Origin of the sequence: Flavobacterium piscisymbiosum (assembly GCF_020905295.1) — a bacterium.
Classification (GTDB): Bacteria; Bacteroidota; Bacteroidia; order Flavobacteriales; family Flavobacteriaceae; genus Flavobacterium; species Flavobacterium piscisymbiosum.
The window spans coordinates 6,445,528-6,459,188 of the sequence record NZ_JAJJMM010000001.1 but is presented as its reverse complement, the minus strand read 5'-3'; the positions used below and the strand labels follow the sequence as shown (position 1 = coordinate 6,459,188).

At 33.3% G+C, this 13,661-nt stretch carries 12 protein-coding genes; 8 read left to right on the top strand and 4 right to left on the bottom strand.

Features of this window, described 5'->3' with window-relative positions; genetic code table 11:
• Positions 1-5: 5 nt before the first annotated feature.
• Positions 6-842: a DUF6929 family protein gene (locus LNP81_RS27160; protein ID WP_230040798.1), complete on the bottom strand. Its 837-nt coding sequence runs from the start codon at positions 840-842 to the stop codon at positions 6-8.
• Positions 843-850: 8 nt separating this feature from the next.
• Positions 851-1,453 carry a hypothetical protein gene (locus LNP81_RS27155; RefSeq protein ID WP_230040796.1) on the bottom strand — a complete coding sequence of 201 codons (603 nt, stop codon included), beginning with the start codon at positions 1,451-1,453 and terminating at the stop codon, positions 851-853.
• 252 nt (positions 1,454-1,705) lie between these two features.
• Here LNP81_RS27155 and LNP81_RS27150 point away from each other — a divergent pair, with 252 nt between their 5' ends.
• From LNP81_RS27150 to LNP81_RS27125, 6 genes are all read left to right on the top strand, one after another.
• The gene (locus tag LNP81_RS27150) at positions 1,706-2,587 is read left to right on the top strand and encodes a PPK2 family polyphosphate kinase (RefSeq protein ID WP_230040794.1); all 882 of its coding nucleotides are present in this window, start codon (positions 1,706-1,708) and stop codon (positions 2,585-2,587) included.
• A gap of 193 nt (positions 2,588-2,780) precedes the next feature.
• Positions 2,781-4,238, top strand: a complete 1,458-nt coding sequence (locus tag LNP81_RS27145; protein ID WP_230040792.1) for a PhoX family protein — start codon at positions 2,781-2,783, stop codon at positions 4,236-4,238.
• 95 nt (positions 4,239-4,333) lie between these two features.
• The gene (locus tag LNP81_RS27140; protein WP_230040790.1) at positions 4,334-6,124 is read left to right on the top strand and encodes a cytochrome-c peroxidase; all 1,791 of its coding nucleotides are present in this window, start codon (positions 4,334-4,336) and stop codon (positions 6,122-6,124) included.
• A 235-nt stretch (positions 6,125-6,359) separates the two neighbouring features.
• Entirely contained in the window at positions 6,360-6,950 is a 591-nt protein-coding gene (locus LNP81_RS27135; RefSeq protein WP_230040789.1) for a porin family protein, read from the top strand.
• Positions 6,951-7,157: 207 nt separating this feature from the next.
• Positions 7,158-8,126, top strand: coding sequence for a sensor histidine kinase (locus tag LNP81_RS27130; RefSeq protein ID WP_230040787.1), 969 nt, complete (start codon positions 7,158-7,160; stop codon positions 8,124-8,126).
• Between the two features lie 154 nt (positions 8,127-8,280).
• Positions 8,281-8,994, top strand: a complete 714-nt coding sequence (locus LNP81_RS27125; RefSeq protein WP_230040785.1) for a LytR/AlgR family response regulator transcription factor — start codon at positions 8,281-8,283, stop codon at positions 8,992-8,994.
• A gap of 181 nt (positions 8,995-9,175) precedes the next feature.
• Here the strand turns inward: LNP81_RS27125 and LNP81_RS27120 are convergent, their stop codons facing one another.
• Both LNP81_RS27120 and LNP81_RS27115 read right to left on the bottom strand, forming a co-directional pair.
• Positions 9,176-10,111 (bottom strand): DUF6268 family outer membrane beta-barrel protein, encoded by a 936-nt coding sequence (locus tag LNP81_RS27120; RefSeq protein WP_230040783.1) that lies wholly within the window; start codon positions 10,109-10,111, stop codon positions 9,176-9,178.
• 168 nt (positions 10,112-10,279) lie between these two features.
• Entirely contained in the window at positions 10,280-10,795 is a 516-nt protein-coding gene (locus LNP81_RS27115; RefSeq protein WP_230040780.1) for a hypothetical protein, read from the bottom strand.
• A gap of 533 nt (positions 10,796-11,328) precedes the next feature.
• Here LNP81_RS27115 and LNP81_RS27110 point away from each other — a divergent pair.
• Together LNP81_RS27110 and LNP81_RS27105 are read left to right on the top strand one after the other, a co-directional pair.
• Complete coding sequence (locus tag LNP81_RS27110; protein WP_230040778.1) at positions 11,329-11,556, top strand: hypothetical protein; 228 nt, start codon at positions 11,329-11,331, stop codon at positions 11,554-11,556.
• 133 nt (positions 11,557-11,689) lie between these two features.
• Complete coding sequence (locus tag LNP81_RS27105) at positions 11,690-13,630, top strand: LTA synthase family protein (RefSeq protein ID WP_230040776.1); 1,941 nt, start codon at positions 11,690-11,692, stop codon at positions 13,628-13,630.
• Positions 13,631-13,661 lie beyond the last annotated feature (31 nt).

Sequence of the window (13,661 nt, the reverse complement as noted above, 5' to 3'; positions counted from 1 at the left end):
GAAATTTACTTAACCGGCAAAACCAACTTAAAAATCTTAGTTTCTAATAATTCAGTATCATTATCCTCGCACAATAAAAACTCTATTTTGTTATTTTCTTTTTTATAAAAAGTCAAACCTTCGAATTTATTGGTTGATGTTATTTTTTGAGTAAAATCTATTTTCATGGTTTTAAGGTCGATTCGGCCAATGAAACTTCCCAGGATTTCTCCGTCATCGTAAGTTGATTTGGTGTCTTCGGCGGTAGAAAGGAAATAGATTTTGTCTTCGACCAAAATAGCATCGGTAAAACTGGAGCGAACGCCTTTTATTTTCGGCAGTTTATAATTGGTAGCAACCAAAGCAAATTCTTCTCCCAAACTTTTAGCATGAATGGTAAAAATGGTGTTTTTGTTCGAAACTCCGTTTCCGCGATTGAATAAATACCAGTTTTCACCATCGAAGATTGCGCCTTCGAGATTAAAATCTTCCGGTTTTATTTCGCCAAAACTTTGCATTAAACCGTATAAATCAACGAGATTATTCTTTTGAAGAATGGTTTTGTTTTTAAGATCAAACTCGATCATTTTGTTTCGGTTTTCGGTAGAACCGGAACCAAATACATATAAGGTATCATTATGATGCGTGATCGATTCAAAATCGGGTTTTAGATTTTTCGGAATATTTTGCGACGGATTATCAATTAAGGCGTGTTGGTTTAATTGCTGATTCTGCATATTATATTCGTATAAAAATCCGCTGTTATCGCCAATAATATAAAGTGCATCGTTGTTATAAAATAATCCTGATGCTGAACCGATACCTATGATTTGAAATAATATTTCTAATGTGAATTTTTCCATGAAATGTTTTATTTTAGAAGACTTATTTGATTTCTAAATTCTTCTATTTCTGTTTTACTTTTTATTTTTAATATTTTGGCAAGTTCGAAAAAGTCTATCTTTCCTTTAGAGTAATAATAGAAGAGTTCTTCTTCGACTTTTTCCATATCGTATTCGTTGTACAATTCAAAGTTATAAGATTTTGTCATTTCTGAATTAAGTCTTATTACTATTTGATTATTAATACCATTTGATAATGAAGGTCCAAAACCTGTATATCTGTCTAATTTCCCATAATAATCATTATTTGAAATCTCAATTGATGTGATTTCGTCAATTTTAAATTTCTCCTGATCTATAATAATATAATCTTTATAAAATTCCAGGAAACCACTAAACTTACCATTGATTGCTTTAAATTTTGTCAATCCAATTGTTTTTAAAATAAATCCAAGGATGAAAAGTCCAAGCATTGATTTTAAGATTATTTCATCGAACAATTCTTTTTCCGGAGCAAAATAATTCTGTTTGATAACTGATATTATATATAAAGAAAGTATTAATGTAAATATAATTAAAGTAGTACTCCAATGAAACTTTTTTGATTTTATGTAAATATTGAATCGTTGCATTTCTTTATTAAAGGAAAATTTATTTTGAAAACCAAAACCTAGCCCTGATAGTCCCGAAGCTTCGGGATAAATACTTTGAAGAGAAATTGTGTTTTTTACTAACAGAACAAAGCGACTCCCGACGTATCGGGATAAGCTCTTATTGTGGCTTGTAAAAAAACAATTTATCGAAAAAGTATTGCAATGAGCAGTCTCGATAGCTATCGGGATTCGTAAAATTAGTATATTTATAATACAAAAAATGAAAATAGTATGAAATCGATAGACCCGAAGGATTTTAAAGTTACAGATAAAATAAAATTATCAAAGATTCCGACTTTGTTGAAGGTAAAGGGAGATGATGATGAAAAGATAGAAAAACTGGATAAGGTGCAATCTAAATTAAGCAAACAGCAAGATACAATGTATGCTCATAATAGATACGGCGTTTTGATTTGTTTGCAAGGCATGGATACTTCGGGCAAGGATAGTTTGATTCGTGAGGTTTTTAAAGAGTTTAATCCGCGTGGTGTTGTAGTACATAGTTTTAAAACGCCAACTTCTTCAGAGTTAGAGCATGATTATTTATGGAGACATTATATGGCTTTGCCTGAAAAGGGGAAATATGCAATTTTTAATCGTACGCATTACGAGAATGTTTTGGTTACGCGTGTGCATCCTGAATTTATTTTAGCTGAAAATTTGCCTGGAATTGAGAGCGTAGAAGATATTCCGAAGGATTTTTGGAAAAATAGAATTGAGCAAATTAATAATTTTGAAAAGCATATTTCGCAAAACGGAATTATTGTTCTGAAATTTTATTTGCATCTAAGTAAAGAGGAACAACGACAAAGGTTATTACGACGATTGGAGAAAGAAAAACACAACTGGAAATTTTCGGTAGGAGATTTGAAAGAACGCGAGCATTGGGATGAATATCAGGAATATTATGAAGAGGCTATAAATAAGACTTCGACCAAAGATGCTCCGTGGTATATTGTTCCTGCTGATGATAAAGAAATGGCCAGATATATTGTAGCCCAGATTATTTGGGACACTATGGAGAAGCATACAGATATTAAAGAACCCGAACTACCTGAAAATATTCAGGAGAATATAGGGATTTATAAACAACAATTAGAAAACGAGTCTTAAAGTAAGGCTCTTTTTTTTGGCTGAATGTTACTATAAGTTTACCTGTGTTTTGAATTACTAATTTAATGTTAATTTTTTTGTGAATTATCTGGTTTTTTTAGCTCAGTCTTATTTTTTTGATAATATGAAAATCATTTTAAGTTAAAGAGTAGGGATTTACTTTGTAAAAAAAATAAAACCAATTTTTAGCTAAATGAAAAGAATTATTCTACCCCTTGTTATTTTAGGTTCGTTGATTACATCTTGTAACAATAACGACTCTAAAGACGAAACTGAAACACCAACGAGTGTTGTATTGAAGGATCAATCTGTAACGCCAAGTTTATTGAAGGCGCAGGCAGGTTTTGAGAGTCTGAAAATTTATTCTCTTTTTAGTTCAGATGATGTATTTCCGGACAGTCCGAAATTTGTTTTTGGAGGTTCTGCAGATGGTTCTGGTTTATTGAAAAACACTGATGGAACTTTTACTTTTTTAGTAAACAACGAAGACAACTTTGCTGTTTCGAGAATTACACTTGATAAAACATTTAAACCTACAAAAGGAGAATATTTGCTAAACTCTAGCGGAGGAACATGGAGATTGTGTGGCGCAACTATGGCGACAAAAGAAGAACATGGTTTTGGACCGGTTTATTTAACTTGTGGAGAATCTGGAGAAGAATCCCGCACGCATGCATTAGATCCTTACGGAAGTGTAGGTTCTGCATCTGTATCTAAAGAACTGTCTGGATTTGGCCGTTTAAGTGCTGAGAATGCTTTGCCATTGCGTACATCTGCTTATAAAGGGAAAACAGTAGTTGTAATTGGTGATGACGATTCAGGAACTTACGGAGGTCAGGTTTTTATGTATGTATCGAATGCTGTGGGTGATTTAACCAATGGTTCTTTGTATATGCTAAAAAGAAATGATGACAACCAAAGAGAAAAAGATATGGAAGTAAGTAAAACATATCCTGTTTCTTTTGTGAAAATCGACAATCATACAACGCTTACGGGTGCGCAAATCAATGCATCAGTAAATACTTTAAAAGCAATTAAATTTGGTCGTGTAGAAGATTTAGATTATCGCAAAGGTGGCGACGCTGCAGATCGTGAATTGTATTTTAACGTAACAGGACAAGCTACAACTGGAACAAATGCCGATGGTTCAAGAACGAAATACGGTAGAGTTTACAAATTAAATCTTGATGCTGCTGACCCATTAAAAGGAACTCTTGAGGTTATTCTTGACGGAGATAACCGCTCTGGAATTGCTGGTAAATTCCAAAATCCGGATAATATTTGTGTAACTAAAAACTATGTTTACGTTCAGGAAGATGCTAACGGATACGGAGACGAAACTCACGATGCATATATCTATCAATACAATATTGCTACAAAAGCGTTGAAAGTTGTGGTAGAATTAGATCACCGTCGTACTGCTACAGATGCTGCGAAATATAACGTAGGCGGAACTTCTAAATTTGGAGATTGGGAATATGGTGCTTTGATCGATGTATCTGATCAGGTTGGTATTGCTGATACTTTCATGTTAAGTGTTCAGCCACATACCTGGACAGGAGAAAAATATTTAAGCCCTGACGGAGGAACAAATCGCCCGAAAGAAAATCAGGCAAGTCAAATTGTGGTTATAAAAGGTTTGGCGAGATAAATTTTTAAATCATTACAAAACAGTCATCCACTATCTCTATTTGAGGTAGTGGTTTCTGTTTTTCTGAATATTCCTCTTTTAATTTTTATTAAATCATGAAAAAAATATATTGTTTGTTCTTCCTGGTGGTGTTTGTGGCTTGTGAGAAAAAAAGCAAACATCAGGAAATAAATGAACTGTTTCAGTCTGATATTACTTTGTTGGTCGAAAAAGTAGCCAAACTGAAATACTCTGTACAAGCGGATTCTACCGAAGCTCAAATTCAGCGACAATTTCTGGAAGCGCATAAAAGTTATAAAAAGGTCGAAATGATCAGCGAGTATTATTCGCCGGCGGTTTCTAAATCGATCAACGGACCTGCAATACCTGAATTTGAAGAAAATGATAAAGTAACGGTTTCGCCAGAAGGTTTTCAGGTTATCGAGGAATTGGTTTTCCCGAAATACAATAAAGAGGGTAAAAAAGAACTGCTTCAGGAATTGGGTGTTTTATCTGCAAATTTAATTCGGTTAGAAAAAGTTTCCCGATCTAATGAACTAACTGATGCCCATGTTTTTGATGCGATGCGACTTGAAGTTTACCGAATTATTACCCTGGGAATTACAGGTTTTGATTCTCCGGTAGTACTGAATTCACTTCCTGAAGCTTCTGTAGCTTTAGCAACTATCGAAAAATATTATCGGGTTTATCTGGAGAACGAATCAGTTTCGAATGGAAAACAGGTACTTGAAATTCTGGAAAAAGGAAAGAAATATTTAAAGGTAAATACCAATTTTAATGCTTTTGACAGGGCAGATTTTATCAAAGAAATTTTGAATCCGTTAAGTAAAGGACTTTACAAAACACAAGCCGAATTGGGAATTCCAGTAATGAAAGAACAAAGAGGTTTGAAAGTTACGGCACAAACTTTATTCGATAAAGATGCTTTTGATCCTGAAGCATTCTCAGGTTTCCCCGATTATCAAACAACGCCGGAAAAAATTGCTTTGGGTAAAAAGTTATTCAATGATCCTGTTTTATCGGGAAATAATACACGTTCGTGTGCCTCATGTCATCATGCCGAAAAAGCTTTTACAGATGGTTTAGAAACGGCGGTTGCATTAGACGGAAAATTGATGATTCAGCGTAATACACCAACTTTAACCAATATTGCTTTTCAGCGTGTGTTTTTTGCCGATTCGAGAGTAAGTTATCTCGAAGATCAGGCCATTGCAGTTATTAAAAATGAAAACGAAATGCACGGCTCTTTAGAGCAATCGGCTTTGGCGATTCAGAAGAATGCAAATTATGTAAAGGATTTTAAAAAGGCTTTCCCGAAAGGAGAAATAAATGAATTTGCGATCAAAAATGCTTTGGCATCTTATATTCGTTCGTTAAGTCATTACGATTCTAAGTTTGATGAATACATGCAAAATAAAACAACCTTTACCGAAGATGAAAAAGCTGGTTTTAATTTATTTACAGGCAAAGCCAAATGTGCGACTTGCCATTTTATTCCGCTAACCAACGGAACTGTTCCGCCAAATTTCGACAGATCTGAAAGTGAAATTCTGGGAACTCCCAATAAAGCTAAAAAGCTCGACGGCGATTTAGGAAAGTTTGTCATCACGCAAGCAGCCATTCATAAAAATTCGTTTAAAACACCAACAATAAGAAATATAGAATTTACCGCGCCTTATATGCACAATGGTGTTTATAAAACGCTCGAAGAAGTAATTGATTTTTATGATCAGGGCGGAGGATTAGGTTTAGGATTCGATGTTCCGAATCAAACATTACCTGAGGACAAATTGAACTTATCTGATAAAGAGAAAAAGCAGCTTATTGTTTTTATGAAAACGTTGACGGATAAGAAGTATGTAGAAAATGTGCCAATTAGAAAATGAGTTAATTAGATGATTTTTTTGCCACGAATTTTCAATCTTTTCGCATTGCTTCGTGAATTTTACGGTTAATTTTTCCACCGGGATTTTATAATTATTCGTGCTAATATGTGAAATTCGTGGCGAAAAAAAACTCAAAATAATCCGTTGGTCAAAACATCAATGTAGTTCATCAAACTAATTTTAATAGCGTTTTAGGTTTGTGCTCCTTTGCATCAAATTAATAAAAACTATTATCATGAACAAATTATTATTGTTGACTACAATTTTCTTATTAGGATTAGCTTCTAAAATAAATGCGCAATCTCCGCTTCCTATTCATGTAGGAATAAAAGGAGGATCTAATTATTCTGAATTACCGGTTTCAGATGGCTTTAGTTCTAAACATGCTTTCGGATATTTTGGAGGTGCTATGGCGCGATTTGATTTTAAAAGATTCTATATTCAGAATGAAATATTGTATAGCAAGAAATCCTCTAAAATTGAAAAAACTTCCGGAACAGGATCTAAAAATGCAAAATGGAAAAGTATCGATATTCCTTTGGTTATTGGGTACAAAGTAATTGATCTTTCTGCTCTGAATGTGAGAGTTTTTGGAGGAGGAGTATATTCTTATGTGCTCGATGAAAATTTTTCATCGTTAAATCAATTAAAAGATTCGTATAAGAAATTTGATAAATCCAATATTGGATATCAGGTTGGTGCCGGAATCGAAATGTGGAAATTTACTGTTGATTTCATTTACCAGGGCGGATTAAATAATGTTAGTAAACAATTCAGTTCTAAACCTAATTCGTTTAATGTTAGTGTTGGCTACTTCTTTCTATAAGTTTATCACTTTATCTTTTAACCCTAAGCAGCAAAGAATCTTTTTTGGTTCTTTGCTGCTTGTTTAGAAAATATAGGGTTAATTTTGATTTCGTATTTCTTACAAATTACTTATTTCTTTTTTTTAATGATTACAATACATAAAAACAGGCATTGGATATTTTTAGTCTTCTTTTGGTCTCTGCTGGGGATGACTATTTGGGCGCAAATGATAGAAGAGTACAGTTTTTGGTCGGCCACTACACAGGCCGTTTTGGTTTTATTGTGTTCTACTTTCTTAGCGCATTTTTTGAGCGATGTAATATTGCCTAAAGCATTACGAAAAAACAAAATGAATTGGTTTGCAGTGCAAAGCGTTATTGTTGTATTGCTTTTGTCATTTTGTCTGGCATTAATTTATACTGTTTTTTCAGATATAGGATCACGAGGCAGGTTATATCATGGCGAAGATCATCTCAACTCGATTCAGTTTTTATGGGCAAGATTTTGGGGTAGTATTCCGGCGGCCATTTTAATAAATGGTACGGCTTGCGGACTTCGTTTTTATCAGGAACATAGCGTGATCGAAAAAGACCACGCACAATTACAGCAAGTTCATCTTGAAGCACAAATTAAGATTTTACAAGATCAGATCAATCCGCATTTGATGTTTAATGTCCTGAATCATATTCATATTTTGATGCAAAGCGATGTAAAACTGGCATCTGTGTTATTAGTTCAGTTTTCGGATATTTTACGTTATCAATTGTATGAATGTAATAAGGAATATGTGCCATTACATCTTGAGATCAAATACCTAAAAGATTTAATTGCCGTTGAAGAAACCCGTTGGGGAAATGAATTAGAAGTAAAAAGCAAATGGAATATCGAAGACGGACAGCTTCAAATTGTGCCGTTGCTTTTGGTTCCGCTGATAGAAAATGCTTTTAAACATGTTTCAAGACTTCCTAACCAAAAAGGTTATGTGCATTTATCGTGTGAACAATCAAAAAGCCAATTGCATTTTAAAATAGAAAACTCACATACAGAACAATACAAAATACCATCTAAAAGTCAGGGGTTAGGACTTGAAAACGTAAAGAAAAGACTAGCGATTCAGTATCCTGAAAAACATCAGTTGAATATCAATAAAACCGATTTTGATTTTACAGGTACAGTAGTTTTAGAATTGAAATAGAATTTTTTTGTTGGAGAGTGTAAGATAAGAGGAAAGAGGAAAGAAGAAAGAGGAAAGAATAAATCTGCTTAATCTGCAAAAATCTGCGAGAAACTTTTTTTGGCAATACACAGAAACCTGAAACAAAGAAAACCTGAAACAAAATTTTAAATTTATGAAAATGAAATGCCTCGTTATCGACGATGAACCAATAGCAAGAAACGGAATTGTAGATTTTGTTTCTAAAATTGATTTTCTCGAAGTTATTGGTACTTGTGCTTCGGCATTAGAAGCTACTTCGTACATTCAGGAAAAGGATGTTGATTTGTTATTTCTGGATATCAATATGCCTTATCTCTCCGGATTAGAGTTTTTAGAATCATTGGATAATCCGCCTTTGGTTGTTTTTACAACTGCGTATTCGGAGCATGCACTAGATGGATATCGTCTTCAGGTTGTTGATTATTTGTTGAAACCTATTACGTTTCAGCGTTTTTATCAGGCTTCATTAAAAGCAAAACAATGGTATGAAATGCTTCATTCTTCGAAAAAAAATCAATTAGATCCATTTTTATATGTGCGTCAGGAAGAAGGATTTCAGAAGATTTCCTGGATCGACATCTTATATATCGAAGGAATGCAAAATTATGCTAAACTTCATTTTAAGGATAAAGTTATTGTAATACATCAAACCATGATTTCATTAGAAGAAACATTGCCAAAGGATATTTTCTTCAGAATTCATAAATCTTTTTTGGTAAACATTACCCATATCGATTCTGTTTCTGGTGGGAGATTGTTTATAAAAGGACAAGAACTACCTATTTCAAGAACACGCCGTGAGGAGTTACTGAAAGAGGTAGTCTATAAAAACTTATTAAGCAGATAACCCGTTGGGTGTAATTATTTTAACACATAGAAACATAATCCCGTCCAGAAGTTTCGGGATCGGGACTATGTGTGAGAAACGGGTTTCTTTTTTGTTTACTTTTTTCAAACACATAAAATCTATGTTTCTATGTGTTTAATTAAATTTTTATGCATTACACCAACGGGTTAAGCAGATAGTTTTAAAATTTCCATTTTAGAGCTATTGCTCCATAAAAAGTGGTCGTAAATTTAGGATCTGCAATATCTTTTTCTTTAAAAATATCTTTGATTTTTCTATTAGTAGTCGAGAAATTACGAACAAGAGTTGTTCCTGCGGTAGGTTCTAATGTCCAGTGTTCGCCAAATTTTAGCTGAGGTCGTAAACCTGCAATAATTTGTTGATATCCCAATAGCGAAGATTTATTGCCAATTTTGGTTTCTGCCGTCATTCCGCTTAGTTCTACAACCGCTTTCAAATCGAAAGTATCAGACATTCGGTAACCAACTTCTGCACCTTCCGGAAAAGTAATTTTAAAATGTACAGCCCCTCTGGATTCCCAATTAAAATAAATTCCCGGAAGTACCATTGGCACACCAAAACTATTGGTTAAAACTGGCCCTATACCCAAAGCCAGATTAGGATTGAATTGTTTGATAAAAAGAACACCTCCCTGAATTAGGACATCATCTTTATTAATCTCGACCATATCTGTATAAACACCAACAGAAGCCATAATCAATAAAGACCAGGAAGGAGAAATAGAGCGTAAATGTTTCACGCCTATTTGCGCGTTCAATAATTCAGTTGGGAAACCGCCCTGAAATTCTATTGGAAGATCCTGAATTTCATAATTTTTGTTTTCCATTCTGGCATAACTTCCATTAAGAAAAACAGACCAGAGTTTAGGATGATTGTATTTATCCATTTCTAAAGAAAGTGGTACTTCAAAAGCTATTTGAGCTCTTTTAAAATTACTCTCGGCATTTGTTTTTGTACTGTCTATTGGTCGCACGTATTTAGAAAAAGGAACGTAATCGACTTTGAATTCACCTGAGATTCCAGATTGTGACCTTGCCGTAATGGTCACCATTAAAAAAAGAAAAAGTTGCGAGAGATAAAAAAATGTTTTTTTCATGATTGGATTAATTTTTCTGCGAATTACCGCGTTCTCAATCAATCATAAAAAATCATTTGACTAATGGTACTTTTGTTTTGACCAATGGTATAAAAATACAAAACCCGAGAGACTATGCGATCTCTCGGGTTTATACCAAAAACAAAAAAATAAAATAAACCTTAACTTTTATAATTTAAAACCATAGGCTAAACGTAAAGCCACCTGATTGGTATTAAATTTATCGTAGTCCTCATAACGGACACTAATGTCAATGTATTTGTTGGCGTATCCAATCCCTGGCGCCCATAAAAAAGTAGTTTGGTTATAATCGTTTGTAACGGCAAAACCTGCACCAACTTCTCCCATAACATAAAATTGATCTTCCCATACAAAGGCTTTAAAACCAGCTTTTGCCGGGATAAATCCAAGATCTTTTACTTCAACTCCATTTTGATCTTTCATAAACAAGTTTGTAAAACCTGTAGTTAAAGTCAAAGATGCTTTCTTTGTCAAATCATATTGCAAACGAACATCTCCACCAAGTGACCATCTGTAATCATTATCAGTTGGTATTCCTCCATTTACACCAAAGCCTAATCTAAAACCCTGATCATAATTCTGGATTTCACTGTCCTGAGCGAAAGTTTTGTTGGCGTATAAAAAAGCGAAGGCACATAAGCATAACATTTGTAATTTTTTCATGGCTAATATTTTTGAATTATTAATAGTGTAAAAGTAAAATAGAGGCCTTTTTGACTTGTTATATAATTTTTCGAAATTGTTATATAATATTAGGGTTGGCCAAAATTCACTTAATGTTTGCTTATGTTTTTTAATAATATGAAAGAATCCAAAGCTTCTGATTATCTTTGCCGACTAAAAAACAAGTAGTAGTGAACTTAAAGCAATACACTAAAGAGTTTTCGTGTAATTTAAGATTAGTATATCCTACTATATTAAGGATGGGTAGACATTAATAGTAGTTGTAGATAATGTGCTGAATTATAGGTGAAACGAGTCTGGATCGAATTTTTGGCAGGATGAACTTCTGCAGCAATTTTCCGTTACATTCGCTTTCATTACCTCACAAAAAAATTAATCCAAAATTCACTTTCAAATAGTTAAATTTGGAAGATTAAAAACAATAAAAAAAAGCCAAAGATTATTTTAAATAATCATTTTAATCTGTGTAATCTGTGGCAAAAGAAATAATAAAAACAAAAAATAAATAATATATGGAATTACCTAAATTTTTACTCGGAGATAATACTGATTTCGCAGATGATATTTTTATCATTCACCTTGATTATCCAAGATTTATCATCAACTTAAAAGATGATGAGGTTGAATTTATGGAAGAAGCAGAAGATCTTGATGAAGCAGAATTAAATGCCGAAATGGAAGGTTTAATTGTTTTGGCGAATGAGTTTTACGACAGAGAAATACAACGTTACGAAGAGTAAAGAGTGTTATCCTTCTAAATTATTTTAATAAAACTTTGCGACTCTGCACCTTTGCCGAGATTAAATAAAGTGATTAAAAATACTTTTTAAATTTACATCTCTGTTTTTACCAAAAAATAATTTCAATCATCAAATGAAAAAATTAAGTTTTTTAAAACCCATTTTTAATTTCATAGCAATCGGATTGCTAATTACTACTTTAAGCCGAATCTTTTTATTTTTTATATTTAAAGACAGAGTAGTAGAAACGCCAAATTTCTGGTACATCTTTCCAATCGGTCTTCGAATGGATTTGATATTATTGTGTTATTTATCATTTCTGCCGGCTGTTTTAATTACTTTTCTACCGAATAAAGCATTGAAATTCACCAATAAGTTTTTGGTAATTTATAGCTTTTTATTCCTTTTCCTAATTCTTTTTGTAGAATTGGCTTCGCCTGATTTTGTAAAACAATACGACACACGCCCGAATAAGATTTTCTTAGATTACCTGATTTATCCTAAAGAAGTCGTAGGAATGCTTCTTAAAAGTTATATGACTTCTATTATTGTGACTTTTATAATTTTAGGAGTTGTGATCTATTTTGCATTCAAAAAAGGGAAAAAATATTTCTATACTACAAGTACAGAATACAAATTCAAACTAATGCTTTTTCCATTAGTAGCATTTTTGTTATTTTTTGGAGCGCGTTCAAGTCTTACTTCAAAACGTCCAATCAATGCCAGTAACGCTGTTTTCTCAACAGATCAATTGACAAATACTCTTGGATTAAATTCATTTTATACGGTAGCTTTTGCAGCTTATTCGATTAAAAATGAAGGAAACACGAAGATGTACGGTAAAATGGATGAAGCCGAAGCAATTGCACGTGTAAAAAAATACATGATTGCCGGACCAAATGATTTTACTGATGCCGAAATTCCGTTTTTGCATGTACAACAACCGGATACCGTTTTGCAGCAACCGTACAATTTGGTAATCTTTTTACAAGAAAGTTTAGGCGCTGAATATGTTGGAATTTTAGGAGGAAAACCATTAACTCCTGAATTTGATAAATTATCGAAAGAAGGTTTATTGTTTACCAATTTATATTGCACAGGAACAAGAAGCGTTCGTGGAATCGAAGCAGTTGTAACCGGATTTTTACCTTCGCCATCAGAAAGTGTAGTGAAGTTAGGAAACTCGCAACAAGGATTTTTTACTTTGGCAGAAGCGTTAAAACAAAAAGGATATGACACCAGTTTTATTTATGGCGGAATGGCGAATTTTGACAATATGGCTTCGTTTTTCAACGGAAATGGTTTTCAGGATATTGTAGATCAGGAAGATTTTGATTCTGATGGAAACAAATATGCTTTTAAAGGAACCTGGGGTTATTCTGATGAAGATTTGGTTACCAAAGCCAACAATTACTTTAAAGCAAAAGGAGATAAACCATTCTTTTCATTAATGTTCTCGACTTCAAATCATGAACCTTTTGAATATCCTGCGGGAAGAATCAAGCCTTATGATGCAAAACCTGCAACGGTAAACAATGCCATGAAATACGCCGATTTCTCTATTGGGAAATTCTTCGAAATGGCGAAAAAAGAGCCTTATTTTAAAAACACTATTTTCATTGTAATTGCGGATCATAATACCAGAACATACGGAAAAAATCTAGTGCCAATTAATAAGTTTCACATTCCGGCTCTGATTATAGGACCTGGAGTTCCAAAAGGAACTTCGTACAGCAAATTAGCCAGTCAGATTGATATTCCGCCAACGTTATTAAGTTATTTAGGACTTTCGTTTGAAACACCAATGGTAGGAAGAAATCTAAATAAATTAGATCCAAAAACAGAAGGAAGATCAATCATGCAGTTTAACGATATCAATGCATTCCGTGTAGAAAATCAGGTTGTCATCATGCAGCCCAATTTGAAACCTTTGCAATTTGAAATCAAAAATGATACGACTTTAGTTCCGGTGAAATTAAATGAAGAATTAGCAAAAGATGCTTTGGCGCATGTAATTACAGCAGGAAATTTATATAAAGAGAATAAATACAAGTTAAGAAAAGGTTCTAAGTAGCTAAGTTACTAAGGTTCTAAGTTATTTACTT

Excerpts from the sequence above, each read along its gene's own strand:
- LNP81_RS27145 (WP_230040792.1), top strand. The coding sequence starts at position 2,781 with ATGAAAAGAATTATTCTACCCCTTGTTATTTTAGGTTCGTTGATTACA.
- LNP81_RS27140 (WP_230040790.1), top strand. The coding sequence starts at position 4,334 with ATGAAAAAAATATATTGTTTGTTCTTCCTGGTGGTGTTTGTGGCTTGT.
- LNP81_RS27125 (WP_230040785.1), top strand. The coding sequence starts at position 8,281 with ATGAAAATGAAATGCCTCGTTATCGACGATGAACCAATAGCAAGAAAC.
- LNP81_RS27150 (WP_230040794.1), top strand. The coding sequence starts at position 1,706 with ATGAAATCGATAGACCCGAAGGATTTTAAAGTTACAGATAAAATAAAA.
- LNP81_RS27130 (WP_230040787.1), top strand. The coding sequence starts at position 7,158 with ATGATAGAAGAGTACAGTTTTTGGTCGGCCACTACACAGGCCGTTTTG.
- LNP81_RS27105 (WP_230040776.1), top strand. The coding sequence starts at position 11,690 with ATGAAAAAATTAAGTTTTTTAAAACCCATTTTTAATTTCATAGCAATC.
- LNP81_RS27115 (WP_230040780.1), bottom strand. The coding sequence starts at position 10,795 with ATGAAAAAATTACAAATGTTATGCTTATGTGCCTTCGCTTTTTTATAC.
- LNP81_RS27155 (WP_230040796.1), bottom strand. The coding sequence starts at position 1,453 with ATGCAACGATTCAATATTTACATAAAATCAAAAAAGTTTCATTGGAGT.
- LNP81_RS27110 (WP_230040778.1), top strand. The coding sequence starts at position 11,329 with ATGGAATTACCTAAATTTTTACTCGGAGATAATACTGATTTCGCAGAT.
- LNP81_RS27160 (WP_230040798.1), bottom strand. The coding sequence starts at position 842 with ATGGAAAAATTCACATTAGAAATATTATTTCAAATCATAGGTATCGGT.
- LNP81_RS27120 (WP_230040783.1), bottom strand. The coding sequence starts at position 10,111 with ATGAAAAAAACATTTTTTTATCTCTCGCAACTTTTTCTTTTTTTAATG.
- LNP81_RS27135 (WP_230040789.1), top strand. The coding sequence starts at position 6,360 with ATGAACAAATTATTATTGTTGACTACAATTTTCTTATTAGGATTAGCT.